Origin of the sequence: Curtobacterium sp. MCLR17_059 (assembly GCF_003234665.1) — a bacterium.
Taxonomy (GTDB): domain Bacteria; phylum Actinomycetota; class Actinomycetes; order Actinomycetales; family Microbacteriaceae; genus Curtobacterium; species Curtobacterium flaccumfaciens.
On record NZ_QKSU01000001.1, the window covers coordinates 364862 to 382839 of the forward strand.

Here is a 17978-nt window from a genome sequence, read left to right on the forward strand (position 1 = left end):
GATCAGTACCGAGGAAAAGCGCTGATCAGGAGATGTTCGGGGGCGGTGCACTGACGGACGACGTCTCGCGGACCACGGTGTTCGGGCGGGTCGTCGGGCCGAACGTCTCGATCAGTTCGAGCTCGTCGTTGACGACGTTGGCGAGTCGCTTGACGCCCACCCGGATCTGCTCGGGCGTCGGGTAGCAGAACGACAGACGGATGTGTCCGCCGCCGCGTCCGTCGGCGTAGAAGGCCGTGCCGGGCGTGTAGGCCACGAGCTCCTTGACCGCGCGCGGCAGCATGCCCTTGGAGTCGAGTGACTCGGGCAGGGTCAGCCACACGAAGAAGCCACCGTTCGGCTTCGTCCAGGAGAGGTCGGGCAGGAACTCCCCCAGTGCGGACAGCATGGCGTCACGGCGCTCGGCGTAGATGCCCCGGAAGGTGTCGACCTGGCCCTTCCAGTCCGCTGCGTCGAGGTACGCGTTCACGACGTACTGGCCGAAGGAGTTCGGCGCGAGCACGGCCGACTCGTTGGCGAGCACGAGCTTCTCGCGGATGGCGTGCGGCGCGAGTGCCCAGCCGACGCGGAAGCCCGGTGCGAGGGTCTTCGAGAAGGAGCCGAGGTACACCACGCCCTCTTCGTCGATCGATCGGATCGCCTGGGGCGCCGGCTCGTCGAACCAGAGGAGCCCGTACGGGTTGTCCTCGAGCACGAGGATGTTGTTCGACCGGCAGATGTCGAGCACCTCGATGCGGCGCTCGCGGCTCATGGTGACGCCGGCGGGGTTGTGGAAGTTCGGGATCGTGTAGAGGAACTTGATCCGCTTGCCCTGGGTGCGGAGGTTCGTGATCGCCTCGCGCAGCGCCTCGGGGACGAGACCGAGCTCGTCCGTCGTCACGTGCACCGTCTCGGCCTGGTACGACCGGAAGACCCCGATCGCGCCGACGTAGGACGGCGACTCGGCGAGCACGACGTCGCCTGGATCGATGAAGAGCCGTGTGACGAGGTCGAGGGCGTGCTGCGAGCCTGTGGTGACCACGACGTCCTCGGCGCTGGCACGGATGCCCTCGAGGCTCATGACGTCCACGATGTGCTCGCGGAGGGAGCGCAGGCCCTGTCCGCCGCCGTACTGGAGCGCCATGGCGGAGTGCTCGTTCATGACACGGTCCAGGGAGCCCGTGACGAGCTCTCTGGGGAGCGCGGAGACGAACGGCATGCCGCCGGCCAGCGAGACCACTTCGGGGCGCGAGGCGACGGCGAACAGGGCTCGGACCTCGGAGGCGCTCAGCCCGGCGGTGCGCTGGGCGTAGGAGTCGTACCAGGGGTCGAGGCTGTTGCCGTTCGTCATCGAGTGCTCCGTTCAGTGGGACATTCCCGCCACACTACGACATCGGCCCGGGGAACCAGGGTTCCGCGACGGGGCCGATCGTCATCCGGTGGCTCCGGACGAGAACGGCCCCGCTCTCCGGGGAGAGCGGGGCCGTTCGGGTGGGCGACCTACGCGAGGAACTCGGCGAGGTCGGCCTCGAGCGCGGGCTTCGGCTTGGCGCCGATGACGGTCTTGACGACCTCGCCGCCCTTGAAGACCTTCATCGCCGGGATCGACGTGATCTGGTAGTTCATGGCCGACTGGGGGTTGTCGTCCACGTTGAGCTTCACGATCTCGATCTTGCCGGCGTGCTCTTCGGCGATCTGGTCGAGGATCGGCGAGACGGCGCGACACGGGCCACACCACTCGGCCCAGAAGTCGACGAGGATCGTCTTGTCGGACTTGAGGACCTCGTCCGAGAAGGTGGCGTCGGTGACAGCCTTGGCGTTGGACATGTGTGCTCCTTCGAGAAGTCGTTCGGGGGGTACAACGGCGATGCCGTCGTGGTATTCCGAGGCGGGTCAGGCCCGGGCGGCGATGACGTCGACCATGGCGGGCTCGGTCGGGGCGACGCCCTCGGCCTCGTCCGTCAGTGCGTCGTCGAGCTCGGCGAGGTACTTCTCGGCGTCGAGCGCGGCGACCGTGCCCGAACCGGCAGCCGTGATGGCCTGACGGTAGGACGGGTCGATGACGTCACCGGCGGCGAAGACACCCGGCAGGTTGGTCTTCGACGAGCGGCCCTGGACGGCGATCGTGCCCTCGGGCGCGATGTCGATCTGGCCGTGGATCAGGTGTGTGCGCGGGTCGTTGCCGATCGCGATGAACAGGCCGTCCAGTGCGAGCTCGGACTCCTCGCCCGTCACGGTGTCCTTGAGCGTGACGCCCTCGACCGCGGAGTCACCCGTGATGCCGGTGACCTCCTTGTTCCACGCGAACTCGATCTTCGGGTCGTTCATCGCGCGGTCCTGCATGATCTTCGACGCACGCAGGGAGTCCTTGCGGTGAATGACCGTCACCTTGTCGGCGAAGCGGGTGAGGAACGTCGCCTCTTCCATCGCGGAGTCGCCACCGCCGACGACGGCGATGTTCTTCTGGCGGAAGAAGAAGCCGTCGCAGGTCGCGCACCACGAGACACCGTGGCCGGACAGGCGCTCTTCGTCGGGGAGCCCGAGGTGACGGTAGGCCGAGCCGGTGGCGTAGATGACCGCGAGGGCCTCGTACGTCTCGCCGGAGCCGACGGTGACCTTCTTGACCTTGCCGGTGAGGTCGACGGAGACGGCGTCGTCGTACAGGACCTCGGCACCGAACTTCTCGGCCTGTTCCTGCATCTTGATCATGAGGTCGGGGCCCTGGATCCCCTCGGGGAAGCCCGGGAAGTTCTCGACCTCGGTCGTCTTGGTGAGTTCACCGCCCGTCTCGACACTGGAGGCGACGATGAGCGGCTTGAGCTCTGCGCGCGCAGCGTAGATGCCGGCGGTGAACCCGGCCGGGCCGGAACCGATGATGATGAGCTGGCGCATGCCTGACTGCCCTTCCGTTGCGTCTGACCGGGTCAACCCATCGTACCGGCGAGGCATTCCACACGCCCCGTGAGCGTGCGGTGCCCGGCAGGGATCAGCGGCCGAGCTTGCTGCGGAGCATCCGGACGGCGTTGCCGATCTCGCCGTTCTTCGCGACGACGAGGGCTCCGAAGTACACGGCTGCCATCACCGCGCCGGCGAGGACGAGGGTGATGGCCGCTCCGGTGAAGTCGGCCATCGCGAAGCCGCTCGCCGAGAACGACCCGAAGAAGTTCACGACGAGGAGTCCCACGACGCCCGCGATGAGCGCGGCGATGACGAACTGCACGTGCGAACGGGTGACCACGGGTCCTTCGATGCCACCGAGCCGCTTGCGGACGAGCACCAGGGCGACGATCGTCTGCGCGGTGCCCGCGAGGGTGGTGCACGCTGCGATCGCGACGCCGATCGTCTCGTTCGGGAGCGTGCTGACCGCGAGGGCACCGATCACGAACAGCACCGACTGGACGCACTGCATGAGGAACGGCGTCCGGTGGTCGTGCATCGCCCAGAAGACGCGCTGGATGATGAACAACATGCTGAAGAGCACGAGCCCCGGCATGTAGGCCAGCAGGACCGCGCCGATCGACAGCGCCCCGTCGAAGGTGTTGGAGAACATGCGTCCGAACGGCACGGCGACGACCATCAGCGCGATCGAGGCGAAGACGGTGAACAGTCCGACGATCCGCAGCGAGAGCGACAGGTTCTTCCGCACGGCGTCGAGGTCGCCGCGTTCCGCGTCGTGGCTCATCCGTGTGAAGTACGCCGTCGCGATGGAGACCGTGATGATCGAGTGCGGCAGCATGAAGAGCAGCCAGGCGTTCTGCAGCACCGCGTTGCCCGCGGCACCGGAACCCAGCGATGCGACGCGTGACTGCACGATGCCGGCCAGCTGGGTGACGAGGATCATCGCGAACAGCCACCCCGCCGCGGTGCCCGTGGACTTCAGGCCGACGCCGCGCCAGCGGAAGTCAGGTCGGAAGCTCAGGCCAGCCCGGCGCCAGAAGAACGGCAGGAAGGCGGCCTGTGCGAGCACGCCCAGGGTTGCACTGCCGGCGAGGACGGCGATCTTGAGCGGAGTCCAGTCGTCGACGCCGGAGTTGGCGGCCCTGCCACCGAACATGGCGATGAAGACGACGAGCCCGGCGATCGAGATGACGTTGTTGATGAGCGGCGCCCACGTGAACGGGCCGAACACCTGCTTCGCGTTGAGGACCTCACCGAGCAGGGAGTACATCGCGTAGAAGAGGATCTGCGGCAGGCACCAGAACGCGAACGCCACCGCGAGGTCGATCTGACCGGGCGTGAACCCCTTGCCCTCGCCTGAGGCGGTCTGCGCGTACACCTGCACGAGCAGTGGGGCGATCAGGGTCGCGACGACGGCGATGACGATGAACAGGGATCCGCCGAGCGTCACGATCTTGTTGACGTAGGCCGTGCCGCCGTCGGTGTGCTGCTTCATCGCACGCACGATCTGCGGGATGAGGACGGCGGACAACAGGCCACCCGCGATCAGCGCGTAGATGTTGTTCGGGAGCTGGTTGGACACCGCGAACGCATCCGCCGCCGGTGACTGCGTCTGCCCGATCGCGTACGCCAGCACGAAGGTCTTCGCGAAGCCGAGGATGCGCGACAGCATCGTGCCGGCGGCCAGCATCGCGCTCGCCCGGCCGAGGCTGCGCTCGGCGACCGGCTCGGCGTCGACGTCGGGCTGGGGCTGGCTGGTGCTGATGGTCGGCTCCTCGGGGTCGCGGTCGTCCGCGACTGTGTTGCGTACGGCGTCGGACGGGAGGCGCGGCTCGGCTCCGGCGCGCGCGATGGCGTCCTGCAGGGGGCCCTGGTCCACAGCCGCGGTCGTCTCTGCAGCCAGTGCTGCAGCCGGGGCCGCGGCCGCCGCTCCGGTGGCCGTGCCGGCCGTGGACGCGGCCACGCTGGGGGCGGGGGCCGCTCCGGAGCGGTGATCCGTGCCTCCAGGCCGGGTGGTGGACGTCTGCGCGCCCCCGACCGTCGGCTGGACCGCCAGGGGGCGGTTCGGGTCGTCGTCGTCCTCGTCGTCGAGCTCGCCGTTGCGGCGGCGGATGCGCTTGCGGATGCTGCGGAAGATGCCGAAGCCGAAGATGCCGATCAGGGCGATCGCGGCGGCCGCGGTGATGACCGTCTCCCACTGCGCCTGCACGTTCAGCTCGACGGTCGCGGGCTGGGCCACGGCGACGCCGGTCGGGCTCGAGAGTGACATCGTCAGTTCGACCTTGCCGTTCGCGACCGACTGCACGGGGACGGTGGCACGGGTGGAGGAGTCGGGCTGGATCTCGACGACGATGTCGTTGCGGACGACCCGCAGCGCCGAGTTCGACGGCTGCACGGACAGGTGCACCGTGACCGGGTAGGCGGAGCTGTTGCGGATCGACACCGGCAGGGACGACCTGTCGCCGAGCAGGGTGAGGCTGCTCGAGTCGACGATCCCGACCTCGGTGGTGCTCTTCGCCCAGGCGGCCGTGCGGGCCTCGACCGCGGCGGCGAGCCCCTGGTCGTCGTCACGCCACGCGTTCGAGGCGAGCGCGAGCAGACGGAGCCGGGCGGGCGCGGTGAGCTGGTTCGGGTCGCCGAGGATCGTCGCGAACGCGGAGAGCCCCTGTTCCCCCCGCACGAGTCGCTGCAGCTGGTCGATGCGGGCCTCGCCGGTGGACGCGCTGGCGAGCGTGAGCGACCCGGCGACGGCCTTCGAGGCGGTAGAGAGGTCGGCCGGGGCGACCCAGGCGGTGCTCTCGAGGGCGTCCAGCGCCTGGCTGAGCCGGGTGGAGTCGGACGGCCACTCGCGCCCGAGGGTCAGCAGGATCGGCCCCGTGGCGGTGGCGGCACGGGCCGAGGTCGCCAGTGTCGCGGTGAGCTCGGACATCGTCGACGACCAGGTCTGCCGGTCGGTGGCGGCGGCGGCCCGGCGGAGCATCGACGACATCGTCTGGTCGGAGACGAGCACGTGGTCGTCGCCGATCTTCTCGGACGCGGTGATGGTGGTGTCCGCGCCGGCCGAGGTGTTGCCGCTCGAGACGATGGTGGTCTTCGTGCCGGCACGCTCGAGGGCGGGCAGGTCGGCGGAGGACACCGTGCCCTCGGTCGGCCAGGCGATCGAGTCCATCGAGTACGGGAAGTCGAGCAGGGACTCCGTGGTCGGCAGCGTCTCCTGCGCCTGGTCGGCACCGTCGTCGGTCGTGGTGCCGTCGCTCGAGGCCTCGGTGGGGGCCGGCGACGAGGTCTGCCCCGGTGTGGCCGTCGGAGTCGGTGCCGGGGTCTCGGCGCCGGGGAAGTTCTCGGACTTGACGGACTGCTCGAGGGAGATCGGCGCCAGGATGCCGTCGGACCCGGCCTGGCGCAGGCCGGTGACGTCGGCGTCGGCGTAGGGCAGCGCGAAGGTCTCGTTGCGCAGTGCTTCGAGACGCTGCAGCCAGGTGATCGCACTCGACGGGGCGTTGTCGCCGAGGATCCGGATCGAGGCGATGATCCGCGGGTCGACGGCCACGGCGACGTTGTGGTCCTCGGCGGCGTCGAGCTGCTGCGTGAGCGTGCCGTCGACCGAGGTCGCGGCAGCGAGCACGGGCGCGGTGAGGATGCCGTCGGTCGACTTCGGCACGGTGATCGGCATCGCGACGGAGACGCTGACCGGGGCCTGTTCGAAGTCCGGGTACCAGGTGATGGCAGAGCGGTCGACGGCGAAGGCGTCGCCCGCCGTGTACTCGGCCGCGATGCGGCGGGCGCCGAACGAGGAGTACCCGCCGAGCGCCACGTTGCCGGAGACGATCTCGACCGAGTCGATGGTGATCGATCGGTGCGCCGGGATCGCCGGGATGTCCACGGAGTCCATCGGGGCGCCGAGGTAACCGGTCGTGGTGGTGTCGCCGAGCCAGCTCGCCAGGACGTCGCGCGTGCTCACCGAGCGGAAGATGTCGAACTCCGCGGTGCCGGCCGGCAGCGCCGCGTCGGTGTCGTTCGTGACGGTGACCGACAGGGTGAGGTCCTGGTCGCGCTGGACGACGCCACGGTTCGCGGGGGCGATCGAGATGGTCGCCTTGCCCGCGTCTGCGGCGGCCGGATCGGCGACGTGGCTCTTGGCTGCGGACACCGTGGCGGCCGAGGCGTGATCGGTGGCGACGGGCGCGACGACCAGGCCGAGCGCGACGAGGGTCGACGCGGCTGCGGCGAGCGTGGTGCGGAGCATCTGCATACGGGGAGCGGGCCACGGGGTCGGTTCGGGCCGAGCACGAGTGTATGAGGCGCGACCATGAACAGGTCCCGTGCGCGCGCGGCTTGTGGAGAACTCGGGGCCTCGATCTGGGAGGATGAGCACCGTCATGCAGTCCGTTGCCCAGGCCGTCGAACGACTCGACGCACTCGCCACCACCGAGCCCGTCGACCTCCTCGCTCGGGCCTTCGCCGACGCCGGACACGAACTCGCCCTCGTCGGCGGCCCCGTCCGTGACGCGTTCCTCGGCCGTCCGGTGACCGATCTGGACTTCACCACCGACGCCCGGCCGGACGAGATCCTGCGGATCGTCGAACCCATCGCGAGTGCCACCTGGGACGTCGGTCGTCAGTTCGGAACCATCGCCGCGCGGGTCGCCGGCGAGCAGGTCGAGATCACCACGTACCGCAGCGACGTCTACGACGGCGAGACCCGCAAGCCCGAGGTCGCGTTCGGCGACACCATCGAGGACGACCTGCTCCGTCGCGACTTCACCGTCAACGCGATGGCCCTGCGGCTGCCGGACCGCGAGCTCGTCGACGTGCACGGCGGCGTCGAGGACCTGCTCGCCGCACGGCTCCGGACGCCCCAGACCGCGGTCGTCTCGTTCCGCGACGACCCCCTGCGGATGATGCGCGCCGCACGGTTCACCTCCCAACTGGGCTTCACCGTCGACGACGACGTGCGGGCCGCGATGCAGGAACTCGTCGCATCGATCGACATCGTGTCCGCCGAGCGGGTCCGCGACGAGCTCGTCAAGCTGCTCAACACGGACGACCCGGTCCCCGGCCTCCGGCTGCTCGTCGAGACCGGCCTCGCCGAGCGGTTCCTGCCCGAGCTGCCCGAGATGCGGCTCGAGGTCGACGAGCACCACCACCACAAGGACGTCTACGAGCACTCGCTCACCGTGCTCGAGCAGGCCATCGGGTACGAGGCCGAGCGGCACGCCGGCGATCCCCCGGACACCGTGCTCCGGCTCGCGGCGCTGCTGCACGACATCGGCAAGCCCGCGACACGCAAGCTCGAGCCCGGCGGCGCCGTGAGCTTCCACCACCACGACCTGGTCGGTTCGAAGATGGCGAAGAAGCGACTCCGTGCGCTCCGCTTCGACAACGACACCATCGCCGCGGTGTCCCGCCTGATCGAGCTGCACCTGCGCTTCTTCGGGTACACCGAGGGCGCCTGGACCGACTCCGCCGTCCGCCGCTACGTCCGCGACGCCGGACCGCAGCTCGAACGGCTGCACGAGCTCACCCGTTCGGACGTCACCACCCGCAACCGCCGCAAGGCCGACCGGCTGGCGTTCGCCTACGACGACCTCGAGGACCGCATCAAGGTGCTGTCCAAGCAGGAGGAGCTCGAGTCGATCCGCCCGGACCTGACCGGCGACGACATCATGCGGATCCTCGACATCCCGCCGGGGCGTGCCGTGGGCGAGGCCTACCGGTTCCTGCTCGAGGCCCGGATGGACGAAGGGCCCCTCGGACCGGAGACGGCCGAGGAGCGCCTGCGCGAGTGGTGGGGCGCCCGAGGCGACACCAGCGCCTGAGGCGACACCAGCGCCTGAGGCGACGCGGCGCCTGAGACGCGACCGCCTGACGGGCGGGACCGCTCTCCACAGGCCGGTGGCGCGCCTCCAGGCAGTCCGGTAGGCTACCCAGGTTGCCCCTCGCGCACCTGCGTGGTCTGGGGCACATGCATCAACCCTCCTGCCCCGGGAACCGCCCGGGGCCGCTGAGACCAGAGGAGGTGGGTTCCGCATGCACCAGTACGAACTGATGGCGATCCTCGACCCCGAGATCGATGAGCGCACCGTCGCTCCCAGCCTGGACAAGTTCCTGGCCGTGATCCGCAACGCGGGTGGCACCGTCGACAACGTGGACGTCTGGGGCCGTCGCCGGCTCGCTTACGAGATCGCGAAGAAGTCCGAGGGCATCTACGCCGTCGTCGACTTCACGTCGTCGCCCGAGGCTGCCAAGGAGCTCGACCGTCAGCTCGGTCTCTCCGAGGCCGTGCTCCGCACGAAGGTCCTCCGCGCTGAAGAGGGCATCGCGCAGGTCGCCGCCCAGAAGCAGCGTGACGAGGCTCGCGCGGCCCGCAAGGCCGCCAACGCCTCCGCAACCGCGACCGCGAGCGCCGAGTAACCCGTGGCCGGCGAAACCGTCATCACGGTGGTGGGCAACCTCACCGCGGACCCCGAGCTGCGCTACACGCAGAACGGGCTCGCCGTGGCGAACTTCACCATCGCGTCGACCCCTCGCACGTTCGACCGTCAGGCGAACGAGTGGAAGGACGGCGACGCGCTGTTCCTCCGTGCGAGTGTGTGGCGCGAGTTCGCCGAGCACGTGGCGGGGTCGCTGACGAAGGGCTCGCGCGTCATCGCGCAGGGTCGTCTGCGTCAGCGTTCCTACCAGGACCGTGAGGGCCAGCAGCGCACGAGCATCGAGCTCGAGGTCGACGAGATCGGCCCGTCGCTCCGCTACGCGACCGCACAGATCACCCGCGCAGCGGGTGGCAGTGGCGGCGGTCGTGGCCAGGTCGGCGGCGGCGCCAGCGCCCCCGCGGGCAACGGCGGCGGCAACTGGAACAACAACGGTGGCGGTCAGTCGGACGCGCCCTGGTCTCCCCAGGGCGGCCAGCAGGGTGGCGGCAACGCACAGTCGAACGACGTGTGGAGCACCCCCGGCGGCAACTTCGACGACGAGACCCCGTTCTGATCCTCAGCGTTCCGACGGACACACAACTTTTCTTCTAAGGACAAATCACTATGGCTGGAAAGAGCACCGGCGACCGCCGGAAGCCTCGCGGCAAGGGCGGCAAGAACGCTGCTCCCGCGAAGTCGATCAAGGTCGGCGTCATCGACTACAAGGACGTTGCGACCCTTCGCAAGTTCATCTCGGAGCGTGGAAAGATCCGCGCCCGTCGCATCACCGGCGTCTCCGTCCAGGAGCAGCGCCTCATCGCCCGTGCCGTGAAGAACGCCCGTGAGATGGCGCTCCTCCCCTACGCCGGCTCCGGCCGCTGATCGGAGGTCGACACATGTCGAAGCTCATCCTCACCCACGAGGTCTCCGGCCTCGGTTCCGCTGGTGACGTCGTCGACGTCAAGAACGGCTACGCCCGCAACTACCTCATCCCCCAGGGCTTCGCTGTCGCGTGGTCCAAGGGCGGCGAGAAGCAGGTCGAGTCGATCCGTGCCGCGCGTACCGCGCGCGAGCTCGCCACCATCGAAGAGGCACAGGACCTCAAGATGAAGCTCGAGAACGCGACCATCACCCTGTCGGTCAAGGCCGGCAAGGACGGTCGTCTGTTCGGCTCCGTCCGTCCGGGCGACGTCGCTGACGCCGTCCAGGCGCAGGGCGTCGGCTCGCTCGACAAGCGCAAGGTCGAGGTCCCCGCGACCATCAAGACCGTCGGTGACCACGAGGCCACCGTGCGCCTGCGCGAGGACATCACTGCCGTGATCTCGCTCAAGGTCGTCGCTGCCAAGTAGCACTGACGTTCCGCTCCACGACGGGCGGGTCTCCTCCGGGAGGCCCGCCCGTCGTTGCGTTCCGGGGGCGGTCGCGCGGCTTGTCCCACGGCTGTCGCCGACATGGTCACGGGCCTGGAGGCGCGGCTCGACTCGGGCTGGCTGGTTACGGTTCAGACGGGGTCGCGCTGGCTGGGAACAGGCCGAGAACTCTTCCCACAGGAGGGGTGCTTGTCAAGTCGTTTTACACAGTGGAAACGTGTCAAATCGGAACCTTCAAGGGGTACTTGAACCCCACTTTTCCACACACCGTGTGTAACAGAAAAGCCCAGGTCAAGTGGTCGAAAGTGTGTTCGTACGGGTCTTTTTCCACAGGCCCGTCCACAGTTCTCCACACAGCGCTCCGGCGTGTTCCGCAGGCTCTCCACAGAGTTATCCACAGGCCCGTTTGTTGGGGATAACTCTGGGGCCGTACGTTGGCCCAGCGACTCGGGGATGTCGGTTGCCGGGGGTAGAAACAGGGGTGCGGGTTCCGGCCGGTGGGTGCTGTCCCGCCGGTCCAGGTCCGTGTCGTCAACAGAGGAGAGCGTGTGTCGATCGCACATCTTGAGCCCGCACCGCAGGACTACGCGGAGCGCGGCATGGAACGCACCCCGCCGCACGACATGCTCGCGGAGCAGTCGACCATCGGTGGCATGCTCCTGTCGAAGGACGCCGTCGCCGACGTCATCGAGACCGCCCGTGGCGTGGACTTCTACGTTCCCAAGCACGAGGTCATCTTCGACGCCATCCTGTCGCTCTACTCGCACGGTGAGCCCACCGACGTCATCGCCGTCACCGACGAGTTGACCAAGACCGGACTGCTGTCCCGCGCCGGCGGCGCCGAGTACCTGCACAGCGTCACGAGCATGGTGCCGACCGCCGCGAACGCCGGCTACTACGCCGGCATCGTCGCCGAGAAGGCGGTGCTCCGCCGCCTGGTGGACGCTGGCACCCGCATCGTCCAGATGGGCTACGCGTCCGAGGGTGAGGTCACCGACCTCGTCAACAGTGCGCAGGCCGAGGTCTACAACGTCGCCGGTGGTGTGCAGACCGAGGACTACGTCCCGCTGACCGACGCCATCTCGGCCGCGCTCGACGAGATCGAGGCCGCCAAGGGCCGCGACGGCCAGATGACCGGCGTGCCGACCGGGTTCGCGCAGCTCGACGGCCTGACGAACGGCTTCCACCCCGGACAGCTCATCATCGTCGCTGCCCGACCGGCCCTCGGTAAGTCGACGCTGGCGCTCGACCTGTGCCGCGCCGCCGCGATCAAGCACGACCAGACCGCCGCGTTCTTCTCGCTCGAGATGGGTCGTGCCGAGATCGCGATGCGTCTGCTCTCCGCCGAGACCAGCGTGCCGCTGCAGAACATGCGCAAGGGCACCGTGGACTCCCGCGACTGGACCACCATCGCGCAGACCCGCGGTCGCATCAACGACGCCCCGTTCTTCATCGACGACTCCCCCAACATGACGCTCGTCGAGATCCGCGCCAAGTGCCGTCGACTCAAGCAGCAGCACAACCTGAAGCTCGTGGTCATCGACTACCTGCAGCTGATGACCTCGGGCAAGAAGGTCGAGAGCCGCCAGCAAGAGGTCTCCGAGTTCTCGCGTGCCCTGAAGCTGATGGCCAAGGAGCTCCAGGTCCCGGTCATCGCCCTGTCGCAGCTGAACCGTGGTCCGGAGCAGCGTGCCGACAAGAAGCCGGCGATCTCCGACCTCCGTGAGTCCGGCTCCATCGAGCAGGACGCTGACATGGTCATCCTGCTGCACCGTGAGTCGGCGTACGAGAAGGACAACCCGCGTCAGGGTGAGGCGGACCTGATCGTGGCGAAGCACCGTAACGGACCGACGGACACCATCACCGTGGCGTTCCACGGCATGTTCTCGCGGTTCGTCGACATGCCGCAGTAGGCGCATGGGCGCGCGACGCCTCGCCGACGTCGCGTCGACTAGCGGGCGATCGTGAGGGCTCCGTTCTCCTCGCGGATGCTGCCGTCCTTCGGGACCCACACGCGCAGGCCGTCGAGCCTGCCCGTGGTGAAGGACGAGGCGTCGTCCTGCAGCAGGTTGGTCACGGCCTCCGGTGCGGGGAGCCGCTGGTCGCGTCCGACGACGATGGCGACGTAGGGGCCACGGTCGAGTCGGTTGGTGCCGTGGTCGCCGACGTACGGCAGGAAGAGCGTGGGAGTCGCCGACACGAACAGGATCCGACCGTCGGGCACATCGTGTTCCTCGAGGTACCCGGGCAACAGCGCGATCCCGGTCGGGTGCGCCCGCGCGACGGCCTGGCTCACCCGGAACGAGGGGACGACGAGCGTCGCGACGAGGACCAGCACGACCGGGACGGTCAGGGCCCTCGGGGGGACGGTGGCGAGTCGAGCGAAGCCGATGGCGGCGAGGACCAGCAGGAACGGCATCCACGCGGTGTAGTAGGTCGGCAGCGCGATCTTGGCGACGACGACGTAGAACCCGACGAGCAGCACCAGGGATGCGCCGACGTACGCGACCAGGCGGTCCGCCCGCACCACCAGGGCCGCGAGCACCCCGATCGCGAGGACGACGAGCATCCCCTTGCCGGTGCCGTCGAGCAAGAACCGGAAGCTCGCCCACCACGGTGCGAACGTGTAGATCTGCCCGTCGATCGTGATCGGGTGCCCGTTGGTGTTCTGCCCCTCCTGGAACGCGACCATGTACTGGATCGCCGAACGGATGCCCATCGGGACGTACAGGGCGACGAACGTCACCGTGAAGGCGGCGACCCAGAGCACGCCGCCGACGAGGCCCTTCCGCCAGGCCTTGAACAGGATCGGGAGCAGCAGGAACGCCGGGAGCAGCACGATGGTCGACAGCTTGGACGTGACCGAGGCAGCCATGAGCACGCCGGACACGGGAGCGAGCCACCAGGCCCGCTCGCTGCGGATCCACCACCACGCGGCGACGATCGCGAACACGGCGAAGGCCGTCATCACCGGGTCGAGCAGGGCGAGCCGGTCGACCCGGGCACCCGCCCCACCACGCGGGGTCAGCCACCACAGCGATGCCGCCAGCAGGGCACCCCAGTACCCGATCTCGCGACGCAGCCACAGGTACAGGACCACGCCGACCGCGAAGGTGAGCACGCCGACGAGGACCCGCGGGCCGATCGGACCCTGCCCGGTGAGGAGCTGCACGAGCCCGAACAGGTACTTGGCCGTCGGCGGGTGTTCGCGGTTCGCGGTGAAGTCACCGTGGACGTACTGCCACCCGCTCTGCAGGTAGATGTTCTCGTCGCCGGTGATGTTCGAGCCGGCCAGGTTCCAGAAGCACTGGTAGAGCGCGGCGATCACGACGAGGGAGGCGATCGTCAGGCGGAGGCGGAGGTCGCCGGCGAACCCGGACACTCGTGATGGCACCAGACGAACCTACTGGCCCTTCGACCGTCTTCGGCGTCGACGTGTTAGGTTGTGCACAACCTAATGGAGCGCAACGTGAAACTCACCAGCTGGATCGACCTCGTCACCGGCGGCCTGCTCGCCGGGCACGGCATCGCCACGGTTCGCCGCACCTCGCTGCGCGCTCGAGCCCAGCAGATGCAGCGACGTGGATTCGAGCCGGGCGTCCCACACGCACTCGGCATCCCGGCCCTGGAAGTCCTCTCTGGGCTCGGACTCGCCACTGCAGCGGTCCGCCACGCCCCCGGGAGCGACCTGGTCGGCACCGGCTCCGCCGTCGCGGCGACGGCCCTCGGTGGGACCCGGCTCGTGATCGACCGCGAAGACGGCTCGGTGACGAGCACGACCGGCGGTGCTGCCGCACTCACACTCGCCGGCGTGCTGCGGCTGCTCACCTCGACCCGCGGCCGTCCGGTCGCGCGGATCCTCACGCTCGGTTCCGCCGCTGCCGCGATCACGTTCGAGGCCGGACGCCGACGCCGCGTCCTCAGCAGCCGCTGACCTCGGCCCCCCACTCCACCGAACCCCACCACGACCGTGAAAGGCACCACCCCGATGGCAACCCGCACCCCCGCAGTCCGTTCCACCCGCCCCCGGACCATCGTCCGCATCCTGTTCGGCGCGATGCTCACCTGGGCCGGCATCAGCCACCTGACGGTGGCCCGCGAGGAGTTCCAGGCGCAGGTGCCGAAGTTCGTGCCGCTGCCGACCGACGTCACGGTGATCGCCTCCGGTGTGGTGGAGATCTCGCTCGGGGCTGCGCTGATGCTCCTGGCTCGGCGCCAGGTGACCGTCGGGTGGGTCGTCGCGGTGTTCTTCCTGGCGGTCTTCCCCGGCAACATCGCGCAGTGGATGCATCACCGCGACGGGTTCGGCCTGGACACCGACACCAAGCGCTTCGTCCGCCTGTTGTTCCAGCCCGTGCTCATCGCCGTCTCGCTGTGGGCGACGAACGCACTGCGAAAGCGCCACTGAACCGGCCTGCGCGAGCGCCGCTGACCGACGCCGCACCCGCGCGGCTGCGACCATGGGGCAGAATCGGCCCCATGAGCGGGGACGACATGGACCAGCCGCGCGTGGTCGCGGTGAGCCAGGACGGCGAGCACCGGTTCAGCAAGCCGTTGGTCGACGCGGTGACGCTCGTGGCGGGGTGGGGCATCGAGGGTGATGCCCACGCCGGCACGACCGTGCAGCACCGCTCCCGGGTCGCGCGTGACCCCTCCCAGCCGAACCTGCGCCAGGTCCACCTGCTGCACGCCGAGCTGTTCGACGAGGTCGCCGAAGCCGGGTTCAGCGTCGAACCGGGACAGATGGGCGAGAACGTCACGACCAGTGGCATCGACCTGCTCGGGCTGCCCGAGGGAGCAGTGCTGCACCTCGGCGACGACGCCTCCGTGCAGGTCACGGGCCTGCGGAACCCGTGCCAGCAGATCAACGGCTTCGAGCCGGGGCTCCTCCGTGCCGTGTTGGGGCGTGCCGAGGACGGCACGGTCGAGCGCAAGGGCGGGGTGATGAGCGTCGTGCTCACCGGTGGCACGGTCCGGCCGGGCGATCGCATCCGGGTCGAGCTCCCCGACGGTGAACGACGACCCCTCCAGCCCGTCTGATGACGCAGCGCGTGCGACGCGTCCTGGTACTCGGCGGAACCGGTTGGCTCGGGCGAACGATCGTCGACGAGCTGTTGGCCGAGGGCGCCGACGTCACCTGCCTCGCCCGCGGCACGACCGGCAACGTCCCGAAGGGAGCGCGCTTCGTCCAGGCGGACCGAGCCCTGGCCGGCGCGTACGAACATGCCACCGGGAACTGGGACGAGGTCGTCGAGCTCGCCAGCGCCCCCGAACTCGTCGCCCCGGCGCTCGACGCCCTCGCCGACCGGGCCGCGCACTGGACCCTGGTGTCGACGGTCTCGGTGTACGCGGACAACGACGAACCGGGCGCCGACGAGTCCGCCCGGCTGGTGGAGCCGAAGGACCCGTCCGAGTACGCCGACGCGAAGGTCCTCGCCGAGCGCATGACGCGGCTCCGGCTCGGGTCACGGCTGCTCATCGCACGCCCGGGGTTGATCGTCGGCCCCGGCGACCCGAGTGACCGGTTCGGGTACTGGCCCGCACGCCTCGACCGCGGTGGGCCGGTGCTGGTGCCGACGTCGGCGGAGCGGTTCGTCCAGGTGATCGACGTCGCGGACCTCGCTGCCTGGTTCGTCCGGGCCGGGCGCGACGGGTTCGTCGGCACGGTCAACGCGGTGGGCGCTCCGGTGCCGATGCAGGACTTCTTCCGGTGTGTGGCGGAGGTCACCGGGTTCGATGACGAGCTGGTCGCGGTCGACGACGACGTCCTGCTCGCGCACGACGTGGCCTACTGGGCCGGACCGCGATCACTCCCCCTGTGGATCCCGGTGTCGGAGGGCGGGTTCGCACAGCGCTCCACCGTGGCGTTCAGGGACGCCGGCGGAGTGACCCGCCCCCTCCGGGACACCGTCGTGCGCGTGCTCGAGGACGAGCGCGCCCGCGGGACGGATCGGGAACGCCGTGCCGGCCTCACCTCGACAGCGGAACGGGCGATCCCCACCAGGTAGACGCGCGGTCCCCACGAGCGAGATCAGGACGCGGCGGCAGCCTGTTCGTACAGACTCGTCGCGAGGTCGTTGAGCACCTCGTGCAGTTCGCCCTTGTGCGCCCCGTCGACGGCCCGGAGCATCGCTGCGTACCGCTCCTGGTAGTCCGACACGACGACATCGCCCGGAGGCAGCAGCCGCAGCAGTGAGCCGCGGCGATCGGCCGGGTTCGGTGCGCGCTCGAGCAGGCCGGCGGTGCTCATCCGGTCGATCATGTTCGTCACCGCGCCCGAGGTCAGCCCCAGGTACCCGGCGACCTCTGTCGGCGTGGAGTACCCGGTGTCGCTGATGAGCACCAGGGCGCGGAGAGCGTTCTCGTGCACGCCCGCCCGGGCGCTGAGCTGACTCACCAGGCTTGCGTTCGCACGCACGACGGCGGTGAACGCGGCCATGAGATCGGCTGCGTCGTCGTTCCGTCCTGCTGCCACGAGGGCCTTCTTCCGTGTCGGGTACCGGGGGACAAGAGGCGTCCCCCGCACTGGGGTGAGTATACGAGTGGTCAACTTGGTGAATCACTGACTATCTTAACCGTTGAAGCAAAACAGCCCGAAGGTCTTGCTTCCCCCGACTTCCTGCAACCACCACCGAACGAAGAGGTACCCCGTGTCCACCAAGCTCCGCACCTCCGCACTGAAGCGGATCCGCTTCGCCCCCGTGGCGCTCCTCGCGGGTATCTTCGCCGCCGTCCTGCTCTCCCTCTCGCTCACCGGCACCCTCTCCGGGTTCGCCGCGAGCATCACCAACAGCAGCAACACCGCCGGCAGCGGCACGCTGATCATGCAGGAGCAGAACGCCGGCGCGACCGTCACCTGCCTCAGCACCGACGGCGGCTCGGTCTCGACGAACTCGGCGACCTGCTCGACGATCAACAAGTTCGGCGGCAGCACGACGATGACCCCGGGCAACACGGTCAACACCGCGATCTCGATCAAGAACACCGGCACCGCGAACGCCAGCACCTTCACGCTGAACCCGGGCGCCACGTGCACCCAGTCGGCCAACGGCTCGGCCAACGGCACCGCGACCGACCTCTGCGCCAAGATGAACCTCGTCGTCACCTCCGGCTCGACCACCGTCTTCAGCGGCACCCTCGCCAGCTTCAAGGGTGCGGCGGCGTCGGCCTTCACGATGCCGCAGGCCCCGGCCGCCGGCGCGAGCGTCCCGTTCAACTTCGCGGTGACCCTGGACTCCTCGGCCGGCAACACCTACCAGGGCCTCGCCGCCTCGGTCCCGATGACCTGGACCTTCACGGCCTGATCCGACCCCCATCA

At 69.2% G+C, this 17978-nt stretch carries 17 protein-coding genes; 11 read left to right on the forward strand and 6 right to left on the reverse strand.

Features of this window, described 5'->3' with window-relative positions; all coding sequences use genetic code 11:
- Positions 1-25: 25 nt before the first annotated feature.
- The 4 genes from DEJ12_RS01820 to DEJ12_RS18150 form a co-directional block, all read right to left on the reverse strand.
- The gene (locus tag DEJ12_RS01820) at positions 26-1330 is read right to left on the reverse strand and encodes a PLP-dependent aminotransferase family protein (protein WP_111028842.1); all 1305 of its coding nucleotides are present in this window, start codon (positions 1328-1330) and stop codon (positions 26-28) included.
- A 149-nt stretch (positions 1331-1479) separates the two neighbouring features.
- Positions 1480-1806 carry a thioredoxin gene (trxA, locus tag DEJ12_RS01825; RefSeq protein WP_017887828.1) on the reverse strand — a complete coding sequence of 109 codons (327 nt, stop codon included), beginning with the start codon at positions 1804-1806 and terminating at the stop codon, positions 1480-1482.
- Between the two features lie 66 nt (positions 1807-1872).
- Positions 1873-2871, reverse strand: a complete 999-nt coding sequence (gene trxB / locus DEJ12_RS01830; RefSeq protein ID WP_071404123.1) for a thioredoxin-disulfide reductase — start codon at positions 2869-2871, stop codon at positions 1873-1875.
- A gap of 94 nt (positions 2872-2965) precedes the next feature.
- The gene (locus DEJ12_RS18150; RefSeq protein WP_220038108.1) at positions 2966-7129 is read right to left on the reverse strand and encodes a DUF6049 family protein; all 4164 of its coding nucleotides are present in this window, start codon (positions 7127-7129) and stop codon (positions 2966-2968) included.
- A gap of 127 nt (positions 7130-7256) precedes the next feature.
- Between DEJ12_RS18150 and DEJ12_RS01840 the strand changes: the two genes are divergently transcribed.
- The 6 genes from DEJ12_RS01840 to dnaB all read left to right on the forward strand — a co-directional run bounded on the left by DEJ12_RS01840 (position 7257) and on the right by dnaB (position 12573).
- The gene (locus DEJ12_RS01840; RefSeq protein ID WP_111029095.1) at positions 7257-8696 is read left to right on the forward strand and encodes a CCA tRNA nucleotidyltransferase; all 1440 of its coding nucleotides are present in this window, start codon (positions 7257-7259) and stop codon (positions 8694-8696) included.
- A 211-nt stretch (positions 8697-8907) separates the two neighbouring features.
- On the forward strand, positions 8908-9291 hold the full coding sequence (gene rpsF, locus DEJ12_RS01845) for a 30S ribosomal protein S6 (RefSeq protein ID WP_027466903.1): 384 nt from the start codon (positions 8908-8910) through the stop codon (positions 9289-9291).
- A gap of 3 nt (positions 9292-9294) precedes the next feature.
- The gene (locus tag DEJ12_RS01850) at positions 9295-9864 is read left to right on the forward strand and encodes a single-stranded DNA-binding protein (RefSeq protein ID WP_027466902.1); all 570 of its coding nucleotides are present in this window, start codon (positions 9295-9297) and stop codon (positions 9862-9864) included.
- Between the two features lie 50 nt (positions 9865-9914).
- Positions 9915-10172: a 30S ribosomal protein S18 gene (gene rpsR / locus DEJ12_RS01855; protein ID WP_017887834.1), complete on the forward strand. Its 258-nt coding sequence runs from the start codon at positions 9915-9917 to the stop codon at positions 10170-10172.
- Between the two features lie 14 nt (positions 10173-10186).
- Positions 10187-10639 carry a 50S ribosomal protein L9 gene (rplI, locus tag DEJ12_RS01860; RefSeq protein WP_027466901.1) on the forward strand — a complete coding sequence of 151 codons (453 nt, stop codon included), beginning with the start codon at positions 10187-10189 and terminating at the stop codon, positions 10637-10639.
- A gap of 569 nt (positions 10640-11208) precedes the next feature.
- A complete protein-coding gene (dnaB, locus tag DEJ12_RS01865) occupies positions 11209-12573 on the forward strand; it encodes a replicative DNA helicase (protein ID WP_031260130.1) in 1365 nt (454 codons plus the stop codon).
- A 38-nt stretch (positions 12574-12611) separates the two neighbouring features.
- On the opposite strand, the gene DEJ12_RS01870 is transcribed toward dnaB, so the two are convergent.
- Entirely contained in the window at positions 12612-14054 is a 1443-nt protein-coding gene (locus DEJ12_RS01870; protein ID WP_181433005.1) for a glycosyltransferase family 39 protein, read from the reverse strand.
- A gap of 75 nt (positions 14055-14129) precedes the next feature.
- Here DEJ12_RS01870 and DEJ12_RS01875 point away from each other — a divergent pair, with 75 nt between their 5' ends.
- The 4 genes from DEJ12_RS01875 (at position 14130) to DEJ12_RS01890 (ending at position 16668) form a co-directional block, all read left to right on the forward strand.
- Entirely contained in the window at positions 14130-14594 is a 465-nt protein-coding gene (locus tag DEJ12_RS01875; RefSeq protein WP_146245533.1) for a hypothetical protein, read from the forward strand.
- 54 nt (positions 14595-14648) lie between these two features.
- Positions 14649-15068: a MauE/DoxX family redox-associated membrane protein gene (locus tag DEJ12_RS01880; protein ID WP_111028845.1), complete on the forward strand. Its 420-nt coding sequence runs from the start codon at positions 14649-14651 to the stop codon at positions 15066-15068.
- Positions 15069-15139: 71 nt separating this feature from the next.
- Positions 15140-15700, forward strand: a complete 561-nt coding sequence (locus DEJ12_RS01885) for an MOSC domain-containing protein (protein ID WP_258370456.1) — start codon at positions 15140-15142, stop codon at positions 15698-15700.
- 11 nt (positions 15701-15711) lie between these two features.
- The gene (locus DEJ12_RS01890; protein WP_258375597.1) at positions 15712-16668 is read left to right on the forward strand and encodes an NAD-dependent epimerase/dehydratase family protein; all 957 of its coding nucleotides are present in this window, start codon (positions 15712-15714) and stop codon (positions 16666-16668) included.
- Positions 16669-16691: 23 nt separating this feature from the next.
- On the opposite strand, the gene DEJ12_RS01895 is transcribed toward DEJ12_RS01890, so the two are convergent.
- Positions 16692-17135, reverse strand: coding sequence for a MarR family winged helix-turn-helix transcriptional regulator (locus DEJ12_RS01895; protein WP_146245532.1), 444 nt, complete (start codon positions 17133-17135; stop codon positions 16692-16694).
- A 175-nt stretch (positions 17136-17310) separates the two neighbouring features.
- On the opposite strand from DEJ12_RS01895, the gene DEJ12_RS01900 reads away from it, so the two are divergent.
- Positions 17311-17964 carry a hypothetical protein gene (locus tag DEJ12_RS01900; RefSeq protein WP_027466885.1) on the forward strand — a complete coding sequence of 218 codons (654 nt, stop codon included), beginning with the start codon at positions 17311-17313 and terminating at the stop codon, positions 17962-17964.
- The last annotated feature ends 14 nt before the right edge of the window (positions 17965-17978 follow it).